Source organism: Exiguobacterium sp. SRB7LM, assembly GCF_015712685.1.
In the GTDB taxonomy this organism is placed as follows: Bacteria; Bacillota; Bacilli; order Exiguobacteriales; family Exiguobacteriaceae; genus Exiguobacterium; species Exiguobacterium profundum.
Genome location: NZ_VWVR01000006.1, coordinates 1,460,587 through 1,485,977 on the forward strand (window position 1 = coordinate 1,460,587; position 25,391 = coordinate 1,485,977).

Annotated in this window: 31 protein-coding genes; 2 read left to right on the forward strand and 29 right to left on the reverse strand. The window is 48.2% G+C overall.

The genetic code is table 11. From position 1 onward, the window contains the following. Positions 1 to 52: 52 nt before the first annotated feature. From F3H97_RS08315 to F3H97_RS08410, 20 genes are all read right to left on the reverse strand, one after another. On the reverse strand, positions 53 to 481 hold the full coding sequence (locus F3H97_RS08315) for a CBS domain-containing protein (protein WP_074036155.1): 429 nt from the start codon (positions 479 to 481) through the stop codon (positions 53 to 55). 254 nt (positions 482 to 735) lie between these two features. Next, positions 736 to 1,539, reverse strand: coding sequence for an alpha/beta fold hydrolase (locus F3H97_RS08320; RefSeq protein WP_196431861.1), 804 nt, complete (start codon positions 1,537 to 1,539; stop codon positions 736 to 738). Positions 1,540 to 1,614: 75 nt separating this feature from the next. Continuing rightward, positions 1,615 to 2,727, reverse strand: a complete 1,113-nt coding sequence (locus tag F3H97_RS08325; RefSeq protein ID WP_196431048.1) for a M14 family metallopeptidase — start codon at positions 2,725 to 2,727, stop codon at positions 1,615 to 1,617. Positions 2,728 to 2,813: 86 nt separating this feature from the next. Continuing rightward, positions 2,814 to 3,212 (reverse strand): hypothetical protein, encoded by a 399-nt coding sequence (locus F3H97_RS08330; RefSeq protein ID WP_196431049.1) that lies wholly within the window; start codon positions 3,210 to 3,212, stop codon positions 2,814 to 2,816. Positions 3,213 to 3,325: 113 nt separating this feature from the next. Further along, entirely contained in the window at positions 3,326 to 3,793 is a 468-nt protein-coding gene (locus F3H97_RS08335) for a flavodoxin family protein (RefSeq protein WP_196431050.1), read from the reverse strand. A 56-nt stretch (positions 3,794 to 3,849) separates the two neighbouring features. Next, the gene (locus F3H97_RS08340) at positions 3,850 to 4,290 is read right to left on the reverse strand and encodes a hypothetical protein (RefSeq protein ID WP_196431051.1); all 441 of its coding nucleotides are present in this window, start codon (positions 4,288 to 4,290) and stop codon (positions 3,850 to 3,852) included. Continuing rightward, on the reverse strand, positions 4,287 to 4,937 hold the full coding sequence (locus F3H97_RS08345; RefSeq protein WP_196431052.1) for an SIMPL domain-containing protein: 651 nt from the start codon (positions 4,935 to 4,937) through the stop codon (positions 4,287 to 4,289). The genes F3H97_RS08340 and F3H97_RS08345 overlap by 4 nt, the downstream gene beginning before the upstream one ends. A 33-nt stretch (positions 4,938 to 4,970) precedes the next feature. After that, entirely contained in the window at positions 4,971 to 5,714 is a 744-nt protein-coding gene (locus F3H97_RS08350; RefSeq protein WP_196431053.1) for a hypothetical protein, read from the reverse strand. Further along, entirely contained in the window at positions 5,711 to 6,253 is a 543-nt protein-coding gene (locus F3H97_RS08355; protein ID WP_078147384.1) for an RNA polymerase sigma factor, read from the reverse strand. Before F3H97_RS08355 ends, F3H97_RS08350 begins: the two co-directional genes overlap by 4 nt. Before the next feature lie 116 nt (positions 6,254 to 6,369). Beyond that, positions 6,370 to 6,540 carry a hypothetical protein gene (locus F3H97_RS08360; protein ID WP_196431054.1) on the reverse strand — a complete coding sequence of 57 codons (171 nt, stop codon included), beginning with the start codon at positions 6,538 to 6,540 and terminating at the stop codon, positions 6,370 to 6,372. Positions 6,541 to 6,563: 23 nt separating this feature from the next. Then, a complete protein-coding gene (locus tag F3H97_RS08365) occupies positions 6,564 to 7,100 on the reverse strand; it encodes a DUF2812 domain-containing protein (RefSeq protein WP_196431055.1) in 537 nt (178 codons plus the stop codon). Beyond that, the gene (locus F3H97_RS08370) at positions 7,097 to 7,420 is read right to left on the reverse strand and encodes a PadR family transcriptional regulator (protein ID WP_196431056.1); all 324 of its coding nucleotides are present in this window, start codon (positions 7,418 to 7,420) and stop codon (positions 7,097 to 7,099) included. The genes F3H97_RS08365 and F3H97_RS08370 overlap by 4 nt, the downstream gene beginning before the upstream one ends. 233 nt (positions 7,421 to 7,653) lie before the next feature. Next, entirely contained in the window at positions 7,654 to 10,224 is a 2,571-nt protein-coding gene (locus F3H97_RS08375; RefSeq protein ID WP_196431057.1) for an ABC transporter permease, read from the reverse strand. Continuing rightward, positions 10,221 to 10,904, reverse strand: coding sequence for an ABC transporter ATP-binding protein (locus F3H97_RS08380; RefSeq protein WP_074033830.1), 684 nt, complete (start codon positions 10,902 to 10,904; stop codon positions 10,221 to 10,223). The genes F3H97_RS08375 and F3H97_RS08380 overlap by 4 nt, the downstream gene beginning before the upstream one ends. 92 nt (positions 10,905 to 10,996) lie before the next feature. Then, positions 10,997 to 12,001: a sensor histidine kinase gene (locus F3H97_RS08385; RefSeq protein WP_196431058.1), complete on the reverse strand. Its 1,005-nt coding sequence runs from the start codon at positions 11,999 to 12,001 to the stop codon at positions 10,997 to 10,999. 1 nt (position 12,002) lies between these two features. Further along, complete coding sequence (locus F3H97_RS08390) at positions 12,003 to 12,683, reverse strand: response regulator transcription factor (protein ID WP_196431059.1); 681 nt, start codon at positions 12,681 to 12,683, stop codon at positions 12,003 to 12,005. A 238-nt stretch (positions 12,684 to 12,921) separates the two neighbouring features. Continuing rightward, complete coding sequence (locus tag F3H97_RS08395; protein WP_196431060.1) at positions 12,922 to 13,296, reverse strand: hypothetical protein; 375 nt, start codon at positions 13,294 to 13,296, stop codon at positions 12,922 to 12,924. Positions 13,297 to 13,327: 31 nt separating this feature from the next. Next, positions 13,328 to 13,498, reverse strand: a complete 171-nt coding sequence (locus F3H97_RS08400; RefSeq protein ID WP_159562708.1) for a hypothetical protein — start codon at positions 13,496 to 13,498, stop codon at positions 13,328 to 13,330. 121 nt (positions 13,499 to 13,619) lie between these two features. Next, positions 13,620 to 14,627, reverse strand: coding sequence for a tRNA dihydrouridine synthase (locus F3H97_RS08405; protein ID WP_370568563.1), 1,008 nt, complete (start codon positions 14,625 to 14,627; stop codon positions 13,620 to 13,622). Positions 14,628 to 14,711: 84 nt separating this feature from the next. Further along, on the reverse strand, positions 14,712 to 15,326 hold the full coding sequence (locus F3H97_RS08410) for a TetR/AcrR family transcriptional regulator (RefSeq protein ID WP_196431062.1): 615 nt from the start codon (positions 15,324 to 15,326) through the stop codon (positions 14,712 to 14,714). Positions 15,327 to 15,527: 201 nt separating this feature from the next. Between F3H97_RS08410 and F3H97_RS08415 the strand changes: the two genes are divergently transcribed. Then, positions 15,528 to 16,472: a DUF5692 family protein gene (locus tag F3H97_RS08415; protein ID WP_196431063.1), complete on the forward strand. Its 945-nt coding sequence runs from the start codon at positions 15,528 to 15,530 to the stop codon at positions 16,470 to 16,472. Positions 16,473 to 16,504: 32 nt separating this feature from the next. On the opposite strand, the gene F3H97_RS08420 is transcribed toward F3H97_RS08415, so the two are convergent. Beyond that, entirely contained in the window at positions 16,505 to 17,374 is an 870-nt protein-coding gene (locus F3H97_RS08420; protein WP_196431064.1) for a PhzF family phenazine biosynthesis protein, read from the reverse strand. 92 nt (positions 17,375 to 17,466) lie between these two features. Here F3H97_RS08420 and F3H97_RS08425 point away from each other — a divergent pair, with 92 nt between their 5' ends. After that, positions 17,467 to 17,994, forward strand: coding sequence for an AAA family ATPase (locus F3H97_RS08425; protein ID WP_196431065.1), 528 nt, complete (start codon positions 17,467 to 17,469; stop codon positions 17,992 to 17,994). Here the strand turns inward: F3H97_RS08425 and F3H97_RS08430 are convergent. The 8 genes from F3H97_RS08430 to gatC form a co-directional block, all read right to left on the reverse strand. Next, on the reverse strand, positions 17,986 to 18,426 hold the full coding sequence (locus tag F3H97_RS08430; protein ID WP_196431066.1) for a hypothetical protein: 441 nt from the start codon (positions 18,424 to 18,426) through the stop codon (positions 17,986 to 17,988). The genes F3H97_RS08425 and F3H97_RS08430 overlap by 9 nt on opposite strands. 71 nt (positions 18,427 to 18,497) lie before the next feature. After that, positions 18,498 to 19,031: a GNAT family N-acetyltransferase gene (locus F3H97_RS08435; protein ID WP_196431067.1), complete on the reverse strand. Its 534-nt coding sequence runs from the start codon at positions 19,029 to 19,031 to the stop codon at positions 18,498 to 18,500. Then, positions 19,028 to 19,621 (reverse strand): dihydrofolate reductase family protein, encoded by a 594-nt coding sequence (locus F3H97_RS08440; protein WP_196431068.1) that lies wholly within the window; start codon positions 19,619 to 19,621, stop codon positions 19,028 to 19,030. The genes F3H97_RS08435 and F3H97_RS08440 overlap by 4 nt, the downstream gene beginning before the upstream one ends. Positions 19,622 to 19,693: 72 nt before the next feature. Continuing rightward, on the reverse strand, positions 19,694 to 21,055 hold the full coding sequence (gene rlmD / locus F3H97_RS08445; protein WP_196431069.1) for a 23S rRNA (uracil(1939)-C(5))-methyltransferase RlmD: 1,362 nt from the start codon (positions 21,053 to 21,055) through the stop codon (positions 19,694 to 19,696). A 55-nt stretch (positions 21,056 to 21,110) separates the two neighbouring features. Next, entirely contained in the window at positions 21,111 to 22,109 is a 999-nt protein-coding gene (locus F3H97_RS08450; protein WP_012727038.1) for a diacylglycerol kinase, read from the reverse strand. 63 nt (positions 22,110 to 22,172) lie between these two features. Beyond that, positions 22,173 to 23,603 carry an Asp-tRNA(Asn)/Glu-tRNA(Gln) amidotransferase subunit GatB gene (gene gatB / locus F3H97_RS08455; RefSeq protein WP_196431070.1) on the reverse strand — a complete coding sequence of 477 codons (1,431 nt, stop codon included), beginning with the start codon at positions 23,601 to 23,603 and terminating at the stop codon, positions 22,173 to 22,175. 12 nt (positions 23,604 to 23,615) lie between these two features. Next, positions 23,616 to 25,058: an Asp-tRNA(Asn)/Glu-tRNA(Gln) amidotransferase subunit GatA gene (gene gatA, locus F3H97_RS08460; protein ID WP_031422700.1), complete on the reverse strand. Its 1,443-nt coding sequence runs from the start codon at positions 25,056 to 25,058 to the stop codon at positions 23,616 to 23,618. An 11-nt stretch (positions 25,059 to 25,069) separates the two neighbouring features. Next, positions 25,070 to 25,360: an Asp-tRNA(Asn)/Glu-tRNA(Gln) amidotransferase subunit GatC gene (gene gatC / locus F3H97_RS08465; protein WP_012727041.1), complete on the reverse strand. Its 291-nt coding sequence runs from the start codon at positions 25,358 to 25,360 to the stop codon at positions 25,070 to 25,072. Positions 25,361 to 25,391 lie beyond the last annotated feature (31 nt).

A 25,391-nucleotide genomic window follows, 5' to 3' on the forward strand; every position in this document is an offset into this window, starting at 1 on the left:
TGTATTCATACATACAAAAACCAACCTGATTTTTTCAGATTGGTTTACTGTCTTAGTTCACTTTATCTTCCAATTGTTTCAACTTTGTCGAGTAATACTCGATGATGTCACGGCGTCGGATGATGCCGATGAAATACTTTCCATCATCGACGACCGGCACGAAGTTTTGGTCCGTGATCGCATCGACGAGCTCTTCAATTTGTGCCGTAATCGAGACCGGCTTATAGCGAACGCGTTGCTTGATGTCTTTTAGACGTGTCCGGAGCACTTTTTCATAGTCTTCTTCCCCGCGAAGCTGTTCTGCGAGTGCCCAGAGTAAATCCCCCTCTGTCATCGTTCCGGCGTAAAATCCGTTCTCCGAAACGAGTGGGACAGACGTGAATCGATGATGCTTCATCTTTTCAAGTGCTTGTCGTACCGTTGATTCGGGGTCCAAATATTTGACGTCTTCTTTCGGATATAAAAAGAAAGCGATATTCATTTAAATCTCTCCTCAATCTGTTAATCCACCCCGCTATTGTACCATGAATGGTAGGACAGGTTGAACTAAATCCATGTTCTAATCTAGTTTCATCCCCCTTTCTCCAAAACAACACAAAAAAACATCGTGACTCTAGTCACAGCGACGTTTCAGTGATTCAAAAAATGGAAGGGAACTCCAATTGAATTATACCCGTTTTCGTTGGTTCTTACCCTTATCGACATACAAAAAGCCCCCGATTCGGGGGCCATCGATTATTGAACAAACTGCAACAACGTATCGTTAAATTTCTCTCGTTCATCCAGCACCGTACCGTGTCCACTCTCTTCAAAGCGCTCGATTCGCGCGTTCGAGATGCCTTGCTCCATCTGCTCGGCGAATGCGAAAGGACAGATCTTGTCATGCACCCCATGGATGATCAACGTCTCGACATCAATTTTCGGCAGGGCATCTCGCAAATCTTCGTCACGCAACGCCTGTGCCGAGGCAATCGTCCCATGGCTCGACGCGACGAGCGCGAGATGGTGGAACCAGTTTTGCATCGGTTTCGAATGTTCTTTCTCGAAGAAGATTTCTCCGAACCCTTCGAGCATCTTCGGTCGGTCGACCCGTGTATCGTCAATCAACGCGTCGACTTCGTCCATTGTCATTCCATATGGATAATCTGCACGCTGTGTGAAGATTGGTGCCGCGGCTCCGGCCAAGACCAATTTGTTGAGTCCATCCTCTTTATAGTCGGCTGCGTAGCGAACTGCAATCGCCCCACCCATTGAAAAACCGACGAGCGTGAAGTTTTTTAAGCCGAGTCCGTAGACGACCATATGCACATCAGACGCCATTGTCTCATAGTCATAACCTGTCGCCGGGGCATCAGATTTCCCGTATCCTCTGAAATCAATGCCGATGTAGCGATATCCCGCTTCGACGAGCGCATTCTTCTGATACTCGAACATATTGTTGTTTGCTGGCCAACCGTGCAAGAAGACAATCGGTTCCCCAGACCCGACATCCTCTACGTATAGATTTGTACCGTCATGTGCTGTAATATATCCCATCATCCAACCTCCACAGTCATTATTTAGCGAAAACACTCACAACCTCATTATTCCCTATTCCGACTTCGAGAAACCCTCTTATGTGTCGCGCCAGAGCGCTTCACCTTTTAGATAACCTTCAACGGCTTTCGCTCCTTCTCGTAAAACAGCTTCTCGCCAATCCGCGTTTTCCGGATAGAACATCGCCATGAATTCGTTTTGAATACCGTTTCGTGCCTCAGGGTCCTTTGTCCCTTCAAAGTACAGCCGGTTCTCTAAAATAATCGTTAAAAATTCACGGATGGATGCTTTTGTCGACGTCCCAAACGTACCGAATTCAAATAAGGCAGAAACGAGACCCTTGTCCGGGTATTCCGTATCGCGCACGTAGTAAAAATGATTCGTCGAATCTCCGAGTACCTCGTCCGGGTCATACACGTTGACGTTGTCTAGACCGTACGCTTGTTTTAACTCATCTTCCGTGCGACCGTCCCGTTTGCTGATGACCATCGTGACCTCGTTCGTCGGTCCGAGTGCGGTATGCCAATCGAGATGGACGACTTTTCCGTAGCGCTCAAGTAAATCATGTTGAATCCCTTTTAAAAAGATGGCAGACGGTTCGTCTTCTTCTCCCCCGTAATACACACCTTTCGGGAATTGATATTGCCCCATCCCTTTTGCTCCACTCATCGCTTTGAAGCCATCAAGCTTAATTCCAGAGCCGAGAAATGAATAGATCTGTTCACGCGCCTCATGGTAGTCGTCAATTACTCCATCCGGTACGAAGAGATGGCGCATCAGCTCATATTCACGGTTCACGTTATATGGGACCGACTCACGATCAATGACGTAATTTCTGTTCAAATCGACATTGTGTTCATTGACACGTCGAAAGTGTTTCATCCCCCATGGATTCACTGCATGTATGAGACAAATCCCCGTCGTCTCATGACGGACATGCGCGAGTTGCGTTTGTACAAATTGATGGGTCACCGCGGCGCCCGCATACCCTTCAATCCCATGTTCCCCGATCGTCATGAGAATCATCGCTTTTCGTTCTCGTTTCGGTTCTCCTAAAATGACGTCGATACTCTCATCCCCAATCGAGTGTGTCAACAGCTCCGCTTTCGGATAAAATCGTTTCACTTCAGACAGTAAGTTCAAAAACTTCTCTCGCGACTCTTCGTAAGATGATGAAAAATACTGGCTCATCGCACTTTCCTCCAATCTCTCTTCTCTCTATCCTTTCCCATCCTGAGGCAATCTAAAAACGCCTCCTTTGAGAGGAAGCGTTTCAATCAAGGGGTGCGGATTCGTTTCGAATGTTGACGTCGGAACGCCATCATATAAAAGATCGGTCCAATTAAGACGGCACCGAACAACCAGTAGAGACCAGCGTTCGCATACAGTCCTTCGAAAGAACGGAACACCCAAGCGAAAATGGTGAAGGCGACCATCAACTCGATGGTCCACAGTAGCCCACGACGAACCGCTAGGAAGACGGTGTTCGTTTTTTGGAAGAAGGCTGCGACGAATGCGATTAAGAATGCCGGAAAACTCGAAAGCCACAACATTCGATTCAACGAACTTTCAGCAAAGTACGAGTTGCCGAGAGACACGGTGATCAGAAAATGCATCAAGAGGACAAGCACGACGACAATCCAACCGACCAATACATCTCGTTCCATTTTTTTCATCACAACCAGCTTCCTCTCTGAAGAGTTGAATACTGTATATTTACCCGCTTTTCTCTTTTCCTCGTCCGATTCAACTAAAAAACGCACTCTGTTATCAGAATGCGTTTCGTGTATTATCCGACCAACTCATGCGCCCACGCTTTCGCGCGTTCGAGTTCGCCTTCCTTCAACATCTCCGTCGTCCCGTCGACGAAGAACGACTCTTTTTGGACAGCCGTCGCCCCTTTTTCAATCATTTCCCCTTCGACCCGATTGACCGCATGACCGAACCAATCAATGATTTTACCAAGTATCGGATTCTGTTTCTCTTTGACGACACTCGTGTCAAAGGCAGCCGTCCGTTTCCCTCGTAACGCATTGTCCGAAATTCCGTCCAAAAATACTTTAATGTCTTCCGTTTCGTATCCCCCATGTGTCGGTGAGCCGATGATGACCAGGTCGATATGTGCCAAGTCGCCTAATCCAATATTCAATACATGTTCCATACGTGCCTCATGGTCTTTTGACAGTTCTTCCTGCATCGCATGGGCAATCTTTTCAGTATGACCATATAGTGAGTCAAAAATAATCAAGATCTTCATGATAAATCCCCCTTTGTCGAACCTTTCTTTATTCCCGTTCCCATTTCCACGTTCGTTCATGCTTCTTTTTTGTACAGCGAACTTCGCTTGAAGAACGACCAACTTATCATGATGATGCCCATCCCGAGCAGCAAATAGCCGAAGAAGGTGATAAAATCACGTGTATGGTACGGTGCTTCGAATCGATACTCCGCTCGCTTCCATTCCGAACCGTCCTCGACCGCAATGACGTCTTCCACAGACTCCCCGTCGACTTCACGGTACACCGTCCCAATCGGATATCCGTTCGAAGCATTCCCGTAGTAACGTCCCGTCTCATCATTGACCACTGTCTCCACTTCACCGATCACGTCACCGAATGCATCCTCTTCGATTGTTGTGTCGAGCACTTCATATGCGTTTCGGTCGAACACGACAAACGTATAGGCCCAGGAAAGGGCAGATGCGGGCAGCGCAATCGAGAGTGAAACGAGCATCATGAAAATCAGTCGCCTCATTTGAGACTCCAGACGAATGTCGCCGAATCACTGACGTCAATGTCATCTGGTTCGAGTTCGGGCATCCGTGATTCCGAATAGACGACGTCCTGACTATAGAGGACGTTTGTAGGCGAAAACAGGTGAATCTCCCCCCACGTGTAGTCAATTTGAAGCAAGTCCCCTAGTTCAGCGCCTGCTCCCTTCGCAAGGAGTTCTGCTCGTTTCTTCGCATTCTCCGCAGCACTCATTAATAGCTGATCTTCAATCGCATTCGGGTCTTTCATCGTGAAACGAATGGAGAGTGTAGGATTTGCGCGAGATTGACTGATTTGTTCGATGACGTCCGATAGTTTGGACGTATCGAGCGCAAATTCGAGCTTCGTCTTCTGTTTACAGACGTATCCGACAAACCGCGACCGATAATTCTCATCTCGATCACGATAGCTCTCATATTCCGTATCGATGGAAAAGTCACTCGTTTTAAGGTCCGTCTTGTCAAACCCTGCGCTCGTGATGGCTTTTTGAAGATGGGACACCGCACTTGTCGCCTCGGTCATCGTATCTTCGTATCGTGGCGCTTTCGAGACAAGGTCCATGTGAATCACAATCAAATCCGGTCGAGATGAGACATTCCCTGTCCCTTTTACGGTAATCTTCCGTTCCATATCCATTTCCCCCTTATCGATTTGAGTTCTCCATTATTCTGAAAATCGCGTCATCATCCAGTGCTCTACTTCATCGAGTGAGTCCAAACCTTGTAAGGACGGGTAAGCATCCCGCTCGAACAACAATCCGTTTGGCGTAACTAAAAACAGATAACGTTCCCCATCCGGAAAACCGTAATCGGCAATGTCTTTCAGTCGAAGCGTCGCTTCATTTTGTTCCCAGACAAACTCGTCATCGTATGGAATCGGCATGAAAATCCCTTCCATGCCTTGTTTCACGTGCGAGATAACGGACGCATCTGTTGTCTGTCCGGTTTCCTTGATGGCATCAGCACGAACAATCAAATCTTGCCCGACTTGCACATCCCCACGATACACATTGGATACGTGTATCTTGATAAGAGACTGATATTCTGTCTCTCCGTTGAAATCAATCTCGATATGCCGAATATCCGTGACCGTTCCTCTGACCACGACCGGATCCCATTTTGAGAATAGTTCATCCTCTGTCATCTCCATCATATTTTCCTCGGAAATATCTGGTTTTACTTTTGATTGATCGACAATGTGAACGGAATTCGCAGTGGAATCCGTGGATAGCGGGATTCGTTCGTTCCAGACATTCGATGTGAAGAGCATGAATCCCGAAGCGACAGCGATGAGGAGTCCTGCTCCCCATTTCAGTCGTTGATAAGGTTTTCGCTCTATCATCATCGATTCCTCTATATATCGGTCATCGACTTCCCCGAGTAGTCGAAGGGTCTGCTCACTTTTCATACGCGAACCCCTTCTGCTTCAAGCGCTCGCTGTAACGCATCCCGCGTGCGCTTCAAGGTCATTTTGACATGGCTCTCCCCGAGCTGATGTGTCGTTGCAATTTCTTGAATCGAGTGTAAATAGAAATAACGTTGCATGAACATCACCCTTGTCAGTCGAGGTAGGTCTGCTAGAAATTCATTCAACACGTCGACGAGGTCTTCGTCTTTCATCGATTCCGTAAGGACATGTTCTAGTTCTTCATAGACGAGCGGTACTTCCCCACCGCCACGTTTTTTTGCATGATTCTTCTTATAACGCTGTAGTGCGAGATTTCGCACGATCTTCGTCAAATACGCTCCGAGTCGAAGCGGACGTGTCGGCGGGATCGACTCCCACGCTTTCATATATAAATCGTTCAAACACTCCTCTGTGTCTTCGCGATTCTGTAGAATATTATAAGAAACACGATGACAATAGCTTCCGTATTTCTTCTTCGTCGCGACAATCGCATACTCCGATCGTTCCCAGTACCAATCGATGATGACCTGGTCATCCATCCAGTTACCCCCCTTCGTAATAACCCCTCTATAACTATAGATCCCAACCTCATATCATCGGTCACAATCTATCAAAAAAGCCTCGTCATCGAGACGAGGAATGTTATCCTGATTCATCATTGCTTCCAAATCGATACGGCAAGCCCGCCAATGTAGCCAATCATCGCCCCGCTCGCAATCCCATATGTCAATTGAATATGGAAGAAGAACGAGAGAATTACACCGAGTGTCGTCCCCGCAATCAATCCAAAACAAATGATACAGTCTTTCCATTCTGGTGAATCCATCTTGCTCCTCCTAACCTATGAGCTCAATCTGACGACTTCATCTCTCCAATCGCTTTGAGACCTTTTAGTGCCCTGACTTTCCGAGTATGATGTTGGACCGCATAAGCCAACATCGCGACGACAGCTATGTTCAATAGGATGGTCCATTGCGCATATGGATTGGAAAGATTCGCTACCACCACAACAAAATTGGCGAGTCCCACTGCGCCATACAGTTGGATGATTCGTTTCTCCCGCTGAATCATCGAATCAAAATCCGAATACAATTGGAACGGTCCGTCACTCGTTCGTTTTCGTAAAAAGATCCACCGATACGACGTATCGACCACTTCGACTCCAACTTCATCTAAGAATGCCATATACGCCTTCGACTCGGGGTGAGAAGGTAAGTTGGACAACAATTCGATTCGGTAGGTGAACGTCCCAGGTTCAACTTGTTTGAACACATATCGCATCAAACGAAAGGATTCGAGCGCCCAACCGGTTTGAGCCATCTCATTGAGCCACTTCTCTTCCTTCTCATAATCAACAAATATGCGATAGACCGTTTTCGTCTTCATGTATCCAACTCCTTCGTCCATTCATGTCCGTGCTGCACCAGTTCTTCTAGTCGCCTTAATTCCGACCGAAGTGCCTCTCGACCAGTTGCCGTGATCTCATACTCTTTCTTCCGCCCCGTACCTTCAAGCGCCCGAATCCAACCTCTCTCTACTAGACTACTGAGGGCGCCGTATAATGTACCTGGCGCGAGTTGAACCCGCCCATTGCTCAATTCTTGAACGAATTGCATCATCCCATACCCATGCCTCGGGACTTGCAGAGATAATAATATATAATAAACCGCCTCGGTTAATGCGCCTGTACTTGACTGTTGTGTCACGTATCCCGCTCCTTTGTATCGTTCTTCGTTATATCGTCATCCGATATATCAAAAATATCCTATTTTTGGTTAATTAACAAGAGCTGTGACATAATATTTTTATTTTGGTCGTTCTTCGTATAGTTTTGGTAATCGTGTTTTGTTTGTCATGACATCATAAAAAAGGGACTCAATATGTACTGAGCCCCTTGTTTTGTACTTCATGGTTTGTCATGAATTTTTCAATAATCTACTTAATCATTTTCTTGTTTCAATCGGTCGATAATGTTATCTTTCTTTATTTTTGAAACGGAATATAGCATCGAGGCACCCACAATCATGAAAATCATGATGACGACAAACAAAATGCTATTCCACGGCAAGGTAAACGGAGCATCAAACGTATTGATTTGCGCTCGATAGATGAGGTACATGATGAGAAGACTGATGGGAATCCCATACGCAAGGGCTTTCACCCCATAAAAAATGCTTTCATAGTACACCATCTTATTGAATCCTTTCGGAGTCATCCCAACCGAACGAAGCATCGCAAACTCACGACGACGAAGTGAGACGCTCGTTGAAATCGTATTAAAAATGTTCGCAATCGAGATTAGCGAAATTAGCACGATAAACCCGTACACAAATATTGATAAAAGTAACAACATCTGTTCTTGTTGTTCCCGTTGTTCCGATACGTTAAAGACATACAAATCCAAATTCTGTTCCGCTTCAATCACTTGTTGTGTGTCCTCGGGATCGTCTGTATTCAACGCGATTGACGGACTCGATTGTTTCATCAAATCCCCGATTGCGTCTTCTTCAAACGTCCCTTCTCGTACTATCACATCTAGCCATCCAAGAGAACCTGTCATCACACCGGTCGGGGCGATATCTGTCATAGCGCCAACTTGAATCGTTTTAAGCGGTGCCGTGTCGCCCGTTGCATTCTCGTCCCTCAATTCAAACGTATCACCGATTTCTGCTTCGACCGTCTCTGAAGTGATGAATTTTTTCTGATCCATGTCTTGATACGAGATCTCATCAATCAAGACGGCTCCTGGTAGGTCCCCGTCTTCAAAACGACTGACAGGCGCTCCGATTTGTTTCAAGTACGCATTGAAACTTTCATCATCTAATTGATAGAGGGATACGTAGTACATAAATTTTCCGTCAACAAACGTTGATGCCAAATTCTCGTTCTCGATAATTGCACTCGGTAATTGAGATTTGCTGACCATCGTTTGGACCGTTGCATTTTCAAAGTATGTTCCGTTCGTCACATGATCTAACGATTCATAACGTCGTAAATCATTTTGATCAAGCGTTGAACCATTCACAAGAATATCGAAATCATAGTCTGCTTGAGACATGTCAAGGGACTGTTCGAGACGATCAGTGAAGTAACTGACCACTAAAAACAGGGCGATACTGATGACGAGCGAGAAGACGGTAACCAGATACCGTTTACGGTTGCGCTTCGTATTCTTCAACCCAATCTCTGCTTCTAAACCGAAAAGACGACGAACTAGTTTTGACGTCTTCACTTGTTTTGACGTCAATCGTACATCTTGCGTTTGACGAATGGCGTCAATCGCAGAAATCTTTGAGGCTCGACGCGCCGGAAGATAGCAGGAAATGAAAATGGTTACGCTCGAAATGAAGAGAGTTAATAGTAAAGTAATCGGTGTGACGACAACTTCAAACTTCTCCGTCACGTTTAACGCTTTTTCGGCAAATGCATTGATGAATAGGAATGTGAACGCAATACCCGTAATCCCCGCCAGGATACCGAGTGGAATGCTAATCCCACCAATGACCACCCCTTCAAAATAGACCGAGTTTCGCTTTTGTCGCTTCGTAGCCCCGACACTTGCCAACATTCCGAGGTAACGAGAACGCTCCGACACACTGATGGCGAATGCGTTATAGATTAGAGAAATCGAACCGATCACAATGACCGCCATGATGATTCCACCAAATCCATATAGCGTTTTACGCAAGCCATCGTCATTTGTCACTCCATAATAACGAAGCAACGAGGAATTATAGGCGACACGTTCTATGTTCTGTTCGGTCATCAACTGTTTCGCTTCCGAATAAATCGAGTTGTCTACATCGTTCAAGGCGACGAACGTATCGACTCTTGCTCCATTCAATTCTTGATCATCGATGAATCCGACGACTGTATACCCTGGCGACCAAGTCGGTTCCCATTCAGGTCGAGCCATCGTTCCAACAACCGTCAATGTCACCGTATCCTCAACGTTTAATTGTTCAAGAATCGTCTCATCTTCTCGGATCAAACCATCATTTTGTGTCAACACGTGACCTGATGACGGATCAATCCGCTCTCCAATCTCAAGTGTCAATTCATCACCGATGTTATAGGTGACGAGGGCATTTTGGCGAATCCCTTCTGAAATGACGACTTCACCTTCTTTTTCCGGTAGACGCCCCTCAGTCAAGTCAATCGGAAAACTCTTCAATCCGGATGTGTTATAGTTTCGAACATATAAGTATGGTTTGTAAGCATTTTGTGACTCTTCTAGTTGAGCATACCCATCATTTGAAAGGATGACAGCCTTCGTGTTCGCATCATTCCGAATAGCTTCGACTTGCTTTTCGTTTGTATCTAGATACTGAACATGCCATTCTCCATTATCTGCGATGTCTTGACGAATCATCAAATCCAAAAAAGAAGATCCGAGCGTTGTGACAGCTGTAATCATCGATACTGAGATGATGACTCCGATGATTGTAACAAGCGAGCGTCGTTTGTTCTCGCGCAAATGCCGAAGTGTCATTTTATTGATGATGTTCATGCGCGGACGACCTCATTCTTCGCAATCTTGCCATCTTCAATCGAAATGATACGATCCGCCTGTAAGGCAATTCGCTCGTCATGGGTAATGATGATGAGCGTTTGATTGAATTTCTTATTGAACAGTTTTAACAGGCTCATGATTTCTTCACTATTTTGACTATCCAAGTTTCCTGTCGGCTCGTCGGCTAAGATAATAGCTGGATTACTAATCAATGCCCGACCGATGGAAACGCGCTGTTGTTGCCCTCCCGATAATTGATTTGGTAAATGGGTCAATCGGTTTGACAAGCCCAAGATACCGATGATGCGTTCCAAGTGAGCGATATCCACTTTTTGTTCATCTAATAGCATCGGTAACGTGATGTTCTCTTCGACCGTTAAAATCGGAATCAAGTTATAAAACTGATAAATCAAACCGATTTGTCGACGACGGAAAATGGCAAGCTGCGTCTCGTCCAATGCATAAATGTCTGTTTGATCAATCAACACCTGTCCACTCGTCGGCACATCGACACCACCAAGTAAATGCAACAATGTCGATTTCCCCGAACCCGAAGGCCCGACGATACAGACAAATTCACCTTTCTTCACCGTGAACGAGACGTCATCGAGCGCTCTGACCTCCATCTCGTCCTTGCCGTATACTTTCGATAAGTTTTGTACTTCTAATATGTTCATGTTTGCACCCTCCAGTACTTGATCTACTTCGAGTGTACCGAGTGAGTGTGACTCGTCTGTGACTCGAAAGTGACGATTTCGTCACTTAGCGGTCAGACAACTGCTTTATAAAAGCGAATATGAAAATTCGTTCCGACCCCAGGTTCGCTTCGAACAGTCAACTCACCTTCCTGGCTCATAATGATACTGTGTGCCATGGCAAGCCCAATCCCGACACTTTCTTCGCTCGCATTTACACCTTTATAAAACCTTTGGAAAATGTACGGGAGGTCTTGTTTTGCGACGCCAATCCCCGTGTCACGAATCACAATTTCTGTATACAGCGTATTTTCACTAAACTCGATGAATACATCGCCCTGTTCCGGCGTATGCTCCACGCAATTTTTTAAGATGTTGATGAGTGCCTCCGTCGTCCACTTCAAATCACCCTCGAATGTAACATCTTTTTCGCCTTGAACATGGAGTCGTTGCATTTTAATATCAATCGGTACGAGCATCGGTTCCGCTACGGCTTCAATGAGCGCAGGGACGGATACCAATTCGCGCTTGAAATGTATTGTCCCGGCATCAATTTTTGATAGTTTGAGGAGAGAAGACAAGAGCCACTCCATTCGTTCAAGTTGTACTTGTACGTTATGGGTGAATTCTTGACGCTTTTCCTCGGATAGACGAGGGTCACTGAGGAGATCTGCCATGACGGTCATCGAGGTGAGCGGTGTCTTCAATTGATGGGAGATATCGGAGATCGCATCCGTTAACTTCTGTTTATCTTCTTCAAGATGCGCGCCTTGTTCAGATAGCATTTTCGTCACTTTGTAGAGTTGGCTCTTTAACAAACTGAGCTCCCCTTCGCGATTATCACGGACATCCAATGTATAGTTGCCATTACTGATTTCTTGAAGATATCCCGAGAGCTGCTCGATTTCTCGATAACGCCATGCCGTGAAACGATACGTAACGCCGAAAAGTATGATTGCTAATAGGACGACCAGAACGGCCGCCTCTATGGACATGAATAAGACGGCAATACCTACAGCTATTCCAATGAAAAATAGACAAGTGAACAAGTATATTCTTATTTCTTGGTTTCGCAACATATTAACGCCCCACCTTGTATCCGATTCCACGCACAGTCGTAATAAGCATCGGGTGTTGTGGATCATCCTCTAGTTTCTCGCGGAGTCGCTTAATATAAACGGTCAACGTATTATCGTTCACGAATTCCCCACCCACATCCCAAATCTGATCGAGTAGTTGGGCCCGTGACAACACTTGCCCTGTATGCCTCCCAAAGATGAGCAACAAACGATACTCGAGCGCTGTCAACAAAATTTCGTCCCCATTCTTTTTTACTTTTGCATCTTGCGTATTGATTTCAACTGGACCAATCGTCAACAGAGGCGAGCGTACGTTTTTATTGTATCGACGAAGTACCGAGTGAATTCGTGAAACGAGTTCTCGGACACGGAACGGTTTCGTGATGTAGTCGTCCGCTCCTATATCGAGTCCCATCACCACATTCACTTCATCATCGAATGCCGTCAGAAAGATGACAGGGATGTCTTGTTGTTGCTTCACGAGCCGACATAAGTCATATCCACTCCCATCTGGCAGTGACAAATCAAAGAGGCATAAATCAATTGTATGTAACTGTTGTTCAATCATAAGCGTCGCGTCAGCCACGTTTTGGCATAACGTTGTTCTAAATTGTTCTTGTTCGAGTGAATATTGGAGACCGGAGGCTATCGTCCGGTCGTCTTCTACGATTAGAATATGCATGGTATTCCCTCCTGACTCTTCTCCCCATAATATAGCAGTCTTTATTCAAGTGAGGTGAGAAATCAAAAATCCCTAACGAGAAATCTCGTCAGGGAGGACAATACGTTATTTGCACGCGGATTAGGATGTTGTAACTCGAAGGCACTCCGGTCGTACGAATCCGACTTCACCTAAGAATCGTAATGCATCAATCGTCAATTCGTCGAGCTTGATGGATTGAACTTTCGGCTCGGTCTGTTCATCGACCCATACTTTCCAAATCTCGACTTCCTCCGCCGTCTTCAAGTGGTCGGTTATATACTCGACGAGCTGTTCGGCTCTCGCATCGGAATAACGCCAACGCAACTCTAACTACGTGCGGTTTTGAAGAATACGCCTCGACGTTCTCCACGGCATAATAGAGACTATGTTTAATCTCAATCTCGTCAAGTTGCTCTTCCGACTCGACGTTCATCAAAATCTTTTCATCACGGTCGAGGTCCTCAACGTCTGTCAGAATGTCAGGCAACTCGAAGCCTTTTTGGATGGCCTCGTTGATGGATAAGAACTCGCCATATGGATTTTCAACTTCTTTTAGTGGGTGATCGCTCACAATAAATTGGAATTCACTCATGTCAAAGCCCCCTCTTTTTAGTAATGGGTCGCTATCGTTTGATCGCACGAATGGATATGAAAAGGCCAATCACATATCCGATGATTGAACCGATGACAATACCGTATATAAACGGAAAATCAACTAATAAAGAGATGACGATTCCGCTAACCGTGCCAAATACAAGTCCAAGCCCGACTGCTGATTCGCGCCATTCGCTCACCTTCACCCCTCCTCTTCTTTCCACTCATTACATACGAATCAGCCAGATTAAACGTTTCATCGCCATCTACTATTTTTCATATAAAAAAGGGACCCAGTAAGAACTGACCCCCTTCAAAAAACTATTCGACTGTCAAGACCGCCTCAGCGAGTGCTGCCTCTTCTTCATGATATTTCTCGACAAATGCATCAAGTAGCGCCCGTACCTCATCCGTCGATTTCGTTTCCATCAAGTTATGACGGAGCTCGCTCGCCCCACGGAATCCTTTGACATAAATCTTGAAGAAACGGTGCAAGTTCGAAATCGAACGCGGCACGTCTTCTTGGAATTTATCCTGAAGGTCCAGTTGCAGACGCAATAGATCGAGATGTTCTTCCATCGAGTGCTCGCGTGGCTCTTTCTCGAACGCGAACGGGTTCTTGAAAATCCCGCGACCGATCATGACACCATCGACCCCGTATTTCTCAACGAGCTCGAGTCCCATTTGACGGTCGAGGATGTCCCCGTTGATGGTGATGAGCGTATCCGGGGCGATCTCGTCCCGCAACTTCACGATGTCCGGGATCATTTCCCAGTGCGCGTCGACTTTACTCATCTCGTTGCGCGTGCGCAAGTGAATCGACAAGTTGGCGATGTCTTGTTTCAAGAGATGCGTCAACCAGTCACGCCACTCATCGAGCTTCGCGAAACCTAGACGCGTTTTGACGCTGACAGGGAGACCGCCGGCTTTTGCTGCTTGAATGAGCTCAGCCGCAACTTCCGGACGGAGAATAAGACCGCTCCCCTTTCCACGTTTCGCCACGTTCGGGACCGGGCAACCCATATTGATATCGAGTCCTTTATAGCCCATCTCGGCCATCCCGATACTCATTTGACGGAAATATTCCGGATTGTCTCCCCAGATGTGGGCGACCATCGGCTGCTCATCCTCAGTGAACGTCAAACGACCACGTAGGCTACCTTTTCCTTCCGGATGGCAATAGCTGTCCGAGTTCGCGAATTCTGTGAAGAAGACGTCCGGGCGTCCCGCGTGGGCGACGACATGACGGAAGACGACATCGGTCACATCTTCCATCGGGGCAAGTATAAAGAACGGACGCGGAAGGTCGCGCCAAAAGTTTTCTTTCATCGTAAAATCAGTTCCTTTCATCCATACAGTCCAACAAAATCACTCATCTATTCTATTATGTCCGTCGGATTGTATCAACTGACATTACTCATGATCCGTTTCTTTCGAGCGAATGAGTTGAAAAAAGTGCGGGAATCCTTCGGTCAATAAATAATGAAGCACACGATTCGTGTATTCCGGTTCAATCGTTCCCGTGCGAAGTAGCGTCTGGAGCACCATCCCGTCAATCCCGGCCATCGTCCATGTCGCGACCGCCCGAGTCATCGGCCCTTGCTCGACTCCGTAAGCCCGTACAAAGATCGCTTCAATGCGCGTGATCCAGTCTTCATATTTCTCTTTGAATTTCTGTTCGATGTCCTCATTGCCAATCATCGCTTCGTGGGCGAGATAAAATTGAAGTCGGCTCTCCGCATCTTTTTGAAGGCGCTCCTGCATGCCTTCATAGATTTCCTGGATGATCACCGTCGCTTCCTTTCGATCGTCATGGGAGACGGTCTCAATGCGTTTGACCTCACCGAGCCCCTCGTCCATCACGTCATATAGAATCGCCTCTTTGGACGTGTAGTAATGATAGATCGCACCCGTACTGAATCCGGCCCGCTCCGCAATCCCTCGGAGTGTCGTGCCTTTGATGCCCTGTTCGACGATGATTTCACGCGCGGCTTGTAAGATTTTCAACTTTCCTTCGTTCATCATCATCTCGCACCCTCCTCTGTTTTCAACGCTCATTATACCATAATGATGTGGCAAACTTTCGACACTTCCATGTGAGCTCCCACCTCCTATTGACAGCGTTTACAATAGTTTGTTACACTTTTCACATAAACATAACGAACGTTCGGTATGTTTAGTCACTGCATTTATTTCTGTTTATCTCATTTTCGAAAGGAGTGTCATGTTATGTTTTTCTTCGAATCAATGCCTTGGTATAACATCGTCATGTGGTTCGTCGTCCTTGGACTGCTGATGGGGTTGAACGAGTTCGTCCGTTCCGGTAAACGGGCGAGCCAACTTATGTTCATGGCGTTACCGATTGCACTGACTCCAATCTGGTTGTTTGTCGTCGATTCGGAAATCACGTCGTGGTTCCATTGGGTGAAGGTGTATTCGGCACTCGCCGGCGCGCTCATCTACATGGTCATCCGCTTCACGAACTACCATAAGAAACATCCTTGGTATTTAGTACTCGTCCCGGCCATTCTTGCCATCAATATTATGGAGGCCGTTATACGGGAGTTTCAAGTCGGCTTCATGGGATTTGACGGGGTCGTCGACGGTATGAATTACATCTCCGGTGGGTGGAACTACGTCAACGCCTTCGCCGGAATTTTGAACATCCTCACCATTTGTGGCTGGTTCGGCATCTTTGCGACGTCCGGTAAGCGAGTCGATATGATTTGGCCGGACCAGACGAAATTGTGGATCATCGCATATGGGATTTGGAACATCTCCTACGTCTATTCGTGTGCACCAGGTAACGCATTTTATTCCGGATTTGCGTTGAACATTGCCGCGACCATCCCTGCCCTCCTTTGGGCGAAAGGAACATGGATGCAGAACCGTGCCCAAACGCTCTCGATTTGGATGATGTGGGTCATGACCTTCCCTTACTTCTTTGCGGTCGGCAGTACGTTCAATGTGAGCGTCTCGTATAATCCGGCAGCGAACTGGACGCTCGCCCTCATCAGTCTCGCCCTCAACGTCGTGCTCGCCGTCATGCAGGTTTCACGTATTATGAAACGACGTCTCAATCCGTTGAAAGACGAGATGTGGACTGATACTGAAGAATACAAACGAGTCGATGCGTTACGAGAAACAGAATCACCTAATCCTAAGACAGCATGAAAAAGACGAGCCGCGGCTCGTCTTTTGAGTTCCTATAAATCAAGATGTTGCACGCTCAGAGTAGTCGCCTTTCCTCCAACCGTGACGTGTGAGATTTCTTCTCCTGCTACAGTTAGTTCTACCAAAATTTCTGACGGAAGTTTCATTCCATATCCTTGCTCCATGACAAGCGTAGACGACTTTTTCAAAACAAGAGATTGCTCGAACAGATAACAAGCCAGCGCACCGTTCGACGTTCCAGTGGCAGATTCTTCATCGATTCCATATAGTGGCGCAAAATTTCGTGTATGGGCGATGCCATCCTCCATCGTTTCAAGAGTGAAAAGATGGTACCCAACCACGTCAGATTGTCGACTGATTTCCTTCACTTTTTCGAAGTCCGGTTGAATAGACAATAGTTCAGTAAGCGATTTGATAGGAATCAGGATATCTCGGAGTCCAGTGAAACCGATCAGAATCGGAAAACGATCATCTAATACCTCAAGCGGAACCTTCAGTGAATCAGCAATTGCTTGATGATTTGTCACGGGTAAAAAATCTGGGAGTCGCTGCTGCATCATAATAGTCAAATCGTTTTGGATCTCGACCTCTAACACACCAGCTCTCGTCTCTTGTGTAAATCGTCCACTCCCAAGTAGACCTTGTTCTTTCAATACATGAAACGTTGCAATCGTTGCATGACCACAGAGGTCGACTTCCTCTTCAGGTGTAAAAAAACGGACGCGGACATCCGCATGATGCGATTGACTCACGAAGGCAGTCTCACTGTAACCGACCTTCTTCGCAATCTGTTTCATTTCTAATTCGGTTAAGGCATCTGCATGTAATACGACCCCAGCCGCATTCCCTCCTTCTCCATCTTTTGAAAAAGCATGGACAACATATACATCAATCGATAACATGTTTCAATCTCCTTTAGTCAATCTATAGGATTCTGCAAACTCAACTATACGTTATAATTGCAAGACGACATGATGAAAAATGGGGGACTTTGATGATTATATGGATTAACGGTGCATTCGGTTCGGGCAAGACGACCTGTGCCAAGCTACTTGAGAAACAGTTGTCGAATGCGTTTCTCTACGACCCGGAACAAGCCGGATTTTTCATTCGGGACCAATTGCCGGAAAGTCTTCAACAGCCCGATTTTCAGCACCATCCGGAATGGCGGGAGTTCAACTATCGGATGTTGTCGAAGATTGCCACGTCCTTCGATGGGGTCATCCTCGTTCCCATGACATTGGTGGACGCAACGTATGTAGACGAAATCATCGGTCGGCTTCAGCGGGACGGGATCGACGTACGTCACCTCATCCTTGAAGCGAATCGACAGACGCTCGTGAAACGATTGAATAAACGTTTCGAATGGTTCAACTCTTGGGGGAAAGCGCAGATTGATCGCTGCCAGTCCGCATTTCAATCTGAAATCCATGCAGAAAAAATTATAACGGATCACCTATCAAAACAAGATGTTGCGCGAGCGGTCGCCGATCATGTCGGTCTCACACTTGCCTCAAAATGATTCAGATTCATACATCGCTTCAATCGGCTCGTCTTCCCATCGGATGACGAGCTCACTTGCATGGGAAAGATTCAACTCCACCGTCTCACATGTCGTATCCGTCAACCACATGCAGCGGAATAATAGTTGCCGATATCCGTACAGTTCATCGACGATTTCAAAGCGCCCCATTTGAACGAAATGGCTCAACTGTTCAATCGGACACACCGAATAAGAGGATTCACCAAAGCGAATGAGCGACGAAGCATCCCGGTCTACGTTCGAGATTGTCACGACGGCACGTCCCGTCCATACCGCTTCTTTCTTGAACAAGTCACGGATCCCATCCGCAAAAACGAGACGAATTGTCGAACCCATAAAAGTCGCTTCCGTGATGACCGCGTCATGCAGGGAAAGCGGGACGTTACGAGTTCGAATCGTATATTGCTTCATTCAATCCCTCCTAAATATTACTGTTATATTTATCGTTATCAATCACCTAATCAACATGAAGGTATACCAGTTTAGTATAAATATCCAAGCAAATCGAGTGTTCCGCCGGCCCACCATTTGTCTCCCACCTGGCGAATCATCAATTCCTCAAACGTGGCTTCACCAATCCCACGCGTCGTCTGGTTCTCGTCATCGATTTGAAGCCACGTGCATGTGTTGGATACCTTATGAAATCCGACCCGTTCGTAAAGATCTGGTCGATCTGCGAATAGAAGAAGAAAGTCGACGGGGTACGTTTCACCGAGATCAATGACTTTTTCCATCAGTGTCCGTCCGACCCCACGTCCCCGAACTTCTTCCCTCACACACAGATCGATGATGCCGAGCACGTGAATCGGTTTCCCGTTCATATTCATCACACGGAAGTCTAACCCGACTTGTCCGATGATTTGTTCGTCTTCATACGCGATGAGTCGGAAATGGGGCAATTGCTTGAAGTAGCGGCGATTCGGATAAATTGAAGGAAACGCATGTCGTAATAGCTCAATCAGTTCCGTATCCATCGATTCTGAAACGGTCATTTCAAGGTGTTGCTCGATTCTCATATCTTCCCTCCTTCCGATTGAAGGCGCTCATACCGTACAACATGGACCCCGTTCGGCATCAGCTGTTGCTCGATCACGTCGAGTTGTAGTGGCAAGATGTTGCCGTCCGGGAAAAGTCGTTTGCCTGAACCGATAATGATAGGATATACGATCAGTCGGTATTCATCGATGAGATTGTTTGCGAGTAGCGTGTGCACGAGTTCACCGCTTCCCCAGACGTGTAAATCGGATCCCTCTTCTTGTTTGAGTCGTTTCAACGCTTCGACCGGTTCTGTCAAAAATGTGGTCGCTTCCCATCTTGTATCCATTGACTGTCGCGTGACTACATACTTCATCGCCCGATTGGCTTCCGGCCAGACGTCATCGTGGTTCGGCCAGTAACTCGCCCATTGGTCATATGTCTTTCGACCGAGCAACAAATCAAACTCACTATGCATTTGCGTCCGAATCCAAATCCCGAGCTCTTGGCTCGAGAACGGCTCCGTCCATCCCCCATGCATGAAATCCCCGCTCAAGTCCTCCTCTTTCCCACCTGGTGCTTGAATCACACCGTCTAACGACAGATGTTCCAGAACAATGATTTTCCTCATCTCCGACTCCCCTTTCGGCTGTTTAGAAAAAAAGCCCCCGATTGAGTCAATCGAAGGCATGATACATTCATCTTATTCTACTTTCTCCAACCACGCCACCGTCTCCACATGCGCCGTATGCGGGAACATGTCGACCGGTGTCACTTCCATCAAGCGATAGCCACGTTCGGCGAGGTAACGCATATCGCGCGCTTGTGTTGCGACGTTACAGGAGACGTATACGATTCGCTTCGGTCCCATCTCGACCATCGTCTCAAGGAACGATTCGGCACAGCCTTTTCGGGGCGGATCGACGACGATCACGTCCGGGTTCACACCGTCTTTCTTCCACTCTGGAAGCACATCTTCCGCCGCGCCACATGCGTACGTCACGTTATCGATCTCATTGACGAGTGCATTCTGTTTCGCGTCTTCAATCGCTTCCGGTACGACTTCGACACCGTACACATGCGCTGCTTTCCGAGCAAGGAACAGGCTGATCGTCCCGATGCCGCAATAGGCATCAACGACTTGTTCCGTACCTGACAGTTGTGCGTACTCCAGCGCTTTCCCGTACAACTTCTCCGTTTGGACCGGGTTAACTTGGAAGAACGAGTGCGGAGAAATCGTGAATGTGAGTCCTGCGATCTTATCCTCAATCGTCTCATGACCATAGAGCAACTTGTTCGTCGCTCCGAGGATGACGTTCGTCTTGTCCGGGTTGACGTTTTGCATGATCGACGTCACGTCTGGGAGACGCTCGACGATATCGGCGACGATCTCATTCACGCCTTTTAATTTCGTCGTCTTCGTGATAAGGACAATCATGAGTTCACCCGAATGGTACCCGTAACGGGCCATGACGTGACGGATGACTCCGCGTCCTGTCTTCTCGTCATACGCCGGCACACCGCGAGCATCCAACACATCACGGACGACTTGGATGGCCTGATCATTGCGCTCATCTTGAATCAAACATTCGCTCATCTCGACGATGTCATGGGAACGAGGACGATAGAAGCCTGAAACGAGACGGTCTCCTTCTTGTTTGAACGGGACTTGCGCCTTGTTGCGGTAGCGCCAAGGTTCTGGCATCCCGATCGTGTCATGGACCGACACGTCGAACTGACCAAGACGCTTGAGCGCGTCGACGACACGTTCTCGTTTCTGGCGAAGTTGTCCTTCATAACTGAAGTGTTGCAGCTGACAGCCGCCACACTGATAAAAAATCGGGCACGGTGGCTCGACCCGGTCGGCGCTCGCTTCTTTCACGTTCAACAATCGGGCGAACCCATACTGCTTGTTCGTCTTCGTCACGACGATTTCGACCGTCTCACCCGGTAACGCGTTCGGGACGAACAACGTATAGCCGTCGACACGTGCCACACCCGCCCCTTCATGGGTCAAGTCGTGGACGTGGACATCGAGACGATCATTCTTTTTCACTGGTAGCATACGAATGCTCCTTCCATTGCAAATAGGAATGACAGATGTCGTCATTCCTATCTTTTCACTCTGCTTTATCGAGCGAAACATTGAACAATTGCTTGATCATCTGTTCGCGTTCATATTGTGCATTCAAATCTTCCATCTCGCGGATTCGGGCGTTCGGTGCGAGCACCGTCAAGTGACGGAATAAGTTCCGCATTTCACCTGTGCATTCCCCGCCGTACTCACCGTCGATGTTGAGACTCATCGGCTCGGTCGTCTTCATCCGGACGCGGCTCGTCTTCACATGCTCGACGAGTGAGCTTGATAAGTGCTCACCCCGAAGGAGTAGACGGACGACGTGGATGAATTCAAACAAGTTACATTTCCGTAAAATGAACAGATCGAACAACCCGTCATTCAACGACGCGTGTGGTGAGATTTTTTCAAATCCACCGACCGAGTTCGAGTTCGATGTGAGGAAGACCATGACCTCGCCTTGGAACGTTCCTTCATCGTGTTCGAGTTCGATGTACGTCGGTTTGATGAGAGGCAGTTTCTCCATCCCTTTCACGTAATACGCAAGCTGTCCGAGTGCTGTCTTCAACTTCGATGGCACCTCATACGAGAGCTCGGTCATGATGCCGCCACCGGCGATATTGATGAAATAGTGGATGTCACCTTTCTCGCCTTCGATTTCCCCAAGGTCGACCGGCATCTCGAATCCGTCACAGATGACGTCGAGTGCACCGACCACACTTAGTGGGATCCGCATCGCCCGGGCAAAGTCGTTCGTCGTCCCGACCGGAATGAGTCCGATCGTCGGACGATTCTCTAGCGGGGCGAGCCCTGAGATGACTTCGTTCAATGTCCCGTCTCCGCCTGCGGCGATAATGAGGTCGAACTCGGCCGCTGAGGCCCGTTTTGCTTCGAGCGTGGCATCACCAATCGCTTTCGTCGCATACGTCGACGTCTCATAACCCGCATCCTCGAGGCGGTTCAAAATGTACGGGAGTTCCCGTTTGATCACTTCTTTACCAGATGTCGGGTTATAAATGACCCGCGCACGTTTCCGTTGCATATTGATTCTCTCCCCTATGCTCAACTCGAGCGAAAAGCGAGACACAAGTGTCTCGCCGCCTGCTTAGCGTTTTGCGATCTCTTCGTGGAACAAGCCATCGAGGAGTGCCGGGTTCGCCATCCCTTTCGTCTGTTTCATGATTTGGCCGATGATGAAGCCTTTCGCACGGTCTTTCCCGTTCTTGAAGTCTTCGATCATTTGCGGATGCGCCTCGAACAATACGAGGATGTAGCCACGGAGTAAGTTCTCGTCCGAGATTTGGGCGAGTCCGTTCGCTTCCACATACGCTTTCGGATCAGCGCCTTCTTCCATCATCGCCGTGAAGACACGCTTCGCGATTTTCGATGAAATCGTCCCTTCTGCGATCAAGCGGATGAGCTCGGCGAGTGATTCCGGTGTCAACTTCATCGTCTCGACCGTTTCATTCGACTTGTTCAAGTGACCGAGCACTTCACCCATGAGCCAGTTCGCTGCCGCTTTCGGCTCCGCACCGGCCGCTGTCGTCGCTTCGAAGAAGTCCGAGAACTCTCGCGTTGAAGTGAGGGCTTTTGCGTCGTATGCCGAGAGACCGTATTGGCTCATGTAGCGTTCACGACGAGCTGCCGGCATCTCTGGAATCGTCGCGCGGATGCGCTCTTTCCATGCCTCATCGATTTCGAGACGGACGAGGTCCGGTTCTGGGAAGTAACGGTAGTCCGCCGCCCCTTCTTTGACACGCATGAGAATCGTCTTTTTCGCCGCTTCGTCGTAACGGAGCGTCTCTTGACGCATGACGCCACCTGAAAGAAGCAATTTGCGATGACGCGTCTCTTCATAGTCGAGTGCCTTTAAGACGTTTGAGAACGAGTTCAAGTTCTTGAGCTCTGTCTTCGTACCGAACTTCTCCTGCCCGAATGGACGGACGGAGATGTTACAGTCACAGCGAAGTGACCCCTCTTCCATCTTGACGTCCGAGACGCCAGCGAACGAGAGGACTTCTTTCAAACGCTCGAGATACGCGACCGCATCTTTCGGTGAGCGCATGTCTGCCTCACTGACAATCTCGATGAGTGGTGAACCGGTCCGGTTGAAGTCGACGACCGAGTGCTTCTCGCCCGTGTGGTTCATCTTCCCGGCATCTTCTTCCAAGTGCACGCGCTCGATGCGGAATCGTTTCATCTCTCCGTCTACTTCGACGTCGACGTGACCGTTTGAACCGATCGGCTTATCAAACTGCGAGATTTGATATGCTTTCGGCGTGTCAGGGTAGAAGTAGTTCTTGCGGTCGAACTTCGTATCTGTCGCAATCTCACAGTTGAGTGCCATTGCCGCTTTGATGGCGAGGTTGACCGCTTCTTCGTTCAATTTAGGCAAGACGCCTGGGTGTCCGAGACAAATCGGACACGTCTGTGTATTCGTTTCGGCACCGTAAGTGCGTGAGCAGCCACACCAAATCTTCGACTTCGTGCTCAGCTCGGCGTGCACCTCGATCCCGATGATCGTTTCAAAGTTCATCGTACGTCCTCCTTAGAGCTGTGGCATCTTGAAACCGCCGTTTGCTTGTTCAAAAGCATGGGCCACGCGGTAAAGTGTTGATTCATCAAAGTAGTTCCCGATAATTTGAAGACCGACCGGAAGTCCTTCTGAAAGACCTGCCGGGACCGAGATGGCCGGGATACCGACCAAGTTGACCGGAATCGTCATGATATCGTTCGCATACATCGTGAGCGGATCGTCGAGCTGTTCGCCGAGTTTGAACGCTGTCGTCGGAGCAGTTGGTCCAACGATGGCATCATACTCTTCGAACACTTTCGCGAAGTCCTGCTTCATGAGGGTACGGACTTGTTGGGCTTTCTTGTAGAACGCATCATAGTAACCAGAGCTGAGGGCATAAGTCCCGAGCATGATCCGGCGTTTGACCTCGTCCCCGAACCCTTGTTCACGCGAATACGTGAACACTTCGTCGAGCGTGTCCGCTTCGGCGCGACGTCCGTAACGGATACCGTCGAAACGAGCCAAGTTCGAAGAAGCTTCTGACGACGCGAGCAAGTAGTAGGCCGAGAGGGCATACTTCACAGACGGAATCGAAACCGTCTCGATTGTCGCACCGAGAGACTTGAGCGTCTCGATCGCTTTTTCAATCTGTTCACGGACGCCAGGTGCGACACCTTCTGCCATGAACTCTTCCGGAAGTGCGAACTTCATGCCCGTCAAATCCTGGTTGAGCGCTGCCGTATAGTCCGGCACCTCGACTTCAGCCGACGTCGAGTCCATGTCGCAATGACCCGCAATCGTATTCAATAAGTAAGCATTGTCTTCGACCGTGCGCGTGAGCGGGCCGATTTGGTCAAGTGACGACGCGAAGGCGACGAGACCGAAACGTGAGACGAGACCGTATGTCGGCTTCATCCCAACGACACCACAATATGCGGCTGGTTGACGAATCGAACCACCCGTATCTGAACCGAGGCTGAAGAGGACTTGCCCAGCTGCGACCGATGCTGCTGAACCGCCTGAAGAACCTCCTGGTACACGAGTCGGATCCCATGGGTTACGGACAGGCTTGAACGCCGAGTTCTCGTTTGATGAACCCATCGCGAACTCGTCCATGTTCAACTTCCCGATTGTGACGGCTCCTGCGTCATGAAGACGCTCGACGACCGTCGCATCGTGTGCCGGGACGAAGTTCTCGAGGAACGTCGAGGCACATGTCGTCCGCATCCCTTTTGTGACGATGTTGTCTTTCACACCGATCGGCATGCCGAAAAGCGGGTTGTCTGACGTTTTTGCGAGCTCATCCATGCGCTTCGCTTGCTCGAACGCATCCTCATTGAGCGTCAAAAACGCACCGATTTGATCATCCGTCGCTTCGATGCGGTCGAACGACTCTTTGACGAGGTCCGTGACCGTGACTTCGCCTTCTTTTAATAACGTATGCAGTTTCGCTACACCGTGGTCAAATAAACTCATGAAAGGCCTCCTTACTCAAAGACCGCAGGGACACGGACTTGACCGTTCTCCCAGTCAGGTGCCATCCGTTCGACTTCCTCACGTGGAAGCGATGGACGGACCTCGTCTTTGCGTAGTACGTTTTTCAAATCTAGGGCATGGGTCGTCGGTTCGACGCCCGTTGTATCCAGCTCATCGAGTTGCTCGGCGAACTCGAGAATTTTTGTCAATTGCTCCGTGAAGTGCGTCACTTCTTCATCCGTGATCGCAAGTCGGGCAAGTCCGGCGACGTGCCGAACTTCAGCTTCTGTAATACGAGCCAAAATTCCCACCTCCAACAGTTTTCAATACATC

Coding starts and splice junctions, on each gene's coding strand:
- F3H97_RS08315 (WP_074036155.1), bottom strand. CDS start 481: ATGAATATCGCTTTCTTTTTATATCCGAAAGAAGACGTCAAATATTTG.
- F3H97_RS08320 (WP_196431861.1), bottom strand. CDS start 1,539: ATGATGGGATATATTACAGCACATGACGGTACAAATCTATACGTAGAG.
- F3H97_RS08325 (WP_196431048.1), bottom strand. CDS start 2,727: ATGAGCCAGTATTTTTCATCATCTTACGAAGAGTCGCGAGAGAAGTTT.
- F3H97_RS08330 (WP_196431049.1), bottom strand. CDS start 3,212: ATGAAAAAAATGGAACGAGATGTATTGGTCGGTTGGATTGTCGTCGTG.
- F3H97_RS08335 (WP_196431050.1), bottom strand. CDS start 3,793: ATGAAGATCTTGATTATTTTTGACTCACTATATGGTCATACTGAAAAG.
- F3H97_RS08340 (WP_196431051.1), bottom strand. CDS start 4,290: ATGAGGCGACTGATTTTCATGATGCTCGTTTCACTCTCGATTGCGCTG.
- F3H97_RS08345 (WP_196431052.1), bottom strand. CDS start 4,937: ATGGAACGGAAGATTACCGTAAAAGGGACAGGGAATGTCTCATCTCGA.
- F3H97_RS08350 (WP_196431053.1), bottom strand. CDS start 5,714: ATGAAAAGTGAGCAGACCCTTCGACTACTCGGGGAAGTCGATGACCGA.
- F3H97_RS08355 (WP_078147384.1), bottom strand. CDS start 6,253: ATGGATGACCAGGTCATCATCGATTGGTACTGGGAACGATCGGAGTAT.
- F3H97_RS08360 (WP_196431054.1), bottom strand. CDS start 6,540: ATGGATTCACCAGAATGGAAAGACTGTATCATTTGTTTTGGATTGATT.
- F3H97_RS08365 (WP_196431055.1), bottom strand. CDS start 7,100: ATGAAGACGAAAACGGTCTATCGCATATTTGTTGATTATGAGAAGGAA.
- F3H97_RS08375 (WP_196431057.1), bottom strand. CDS start 10,224: ATGAACATCATCAATAAAATGACACTTCGGCATTTGCGCGAGAACAAA.
- F3H97_RS08380 (WP_074033830.1), bottom strand. CDS start 10,904: ATGAACATATTAGAAGTACAAAACTTATCGAAAGTATACGGCAAGGAC.
- F3H97_RS08385 (WP_196431058.1), bottom strand. CDS start 12,001: ATGTTGCGAAACCAAGAAATAAGAATATACTTGTTCACTTGTCTATTT.
- F3H97_RS08390 (WP_196431059.1), bottom strand. CDS start 12,683: ATGCATATTCTAATCGTAGAAGACGACCGGACGATAGCCTCCGGTCTC.
- F3H97_RS08395 (WP_196431060.1), bottom strand. CDS start 13,296: ATGAGTGAATTCCAATTTATTGTGAGCGATCACCCACTAAAAGAAGTT.
- F3H97_RS08405 (WP_370568563.1), bottom strand. CDS start 14,627: ATGAAAGAAAACTTTTGGCGCGACCTTCCGCGTCCGTTCTTTATACTT.
- F3H97_RS08410 (WP_196431062.1), bottom strand. CDS start 15,326: ATGATGATGAACGAAGGAAAGTTGAAAATCTTACAAGCCGCGCGTGAA.
- F3H97_RS08415 (WP_196431063.1), top strand. CDS start 15,528: ATGTTTTTCTTCGAATCAATGCCTTGGTATAACATCGTCATGTGGTTC.
- F3H97_RS08420 (WP_196431064.1), bottom strand. CDS start 17,374: ATGTTATCGATTGATGTATATGTTGTCCATGCTTTTTCAAAAGATGGA.
- F3H97_RS08425 (WP_196431065.1), top strand. CDS start 17,467: ATGATTATATGGATTAACGGTGCATTCGGTTCGGGCAAGACGACCTGT.
- F3H97_RS08430 (WP_196431066.1), bottom strand. CDS start 18,426: ATGAAGCAATATACGATTCGAACTCGTAACGTCCCGCTTTCCCTGCAT.
- F3H97_RS08435 (WP_196431067.1), bottom strand. CDS start 19,031: ATGAGAATCGAGCAACACCTTGAAATGACCGTTTCAGAATCGATGGAT.
- F3H97_RS08440 (WP_196431068.1), bottom strand. CDS start 19,621: ATGAGGAAAATCATTGTTCTGGAACATCTGTCGTTAGACGGTGTGATT.
- rlmD (WP_196431069.1), bottom strand. CDS start 21,055: ATGCTACCAGTGAAAAAGAATGATCGTCTCGATGTCCACGTCCACGAC.
- F3H97_RS08450 (WP_012727038.1), bottom strand. CDS start 22,109: ATGCAACGGAAACGTGCGCGGGTCATTTATAACCCGACATCTGGTAAA.
- gatB (WP_196431070.1), bottom strand. CDS start 23,603: ATGAACTTTGAAACGATCATCGGGATCGAGGTGCACGCCGAGCTGAGC.
- gatA (WP_031422700.1), bottom strand. CDS start 25,058: ATGAGTTTATTTGACCACGGTGTAGCGAAACTGCATACGTTATTAAAA.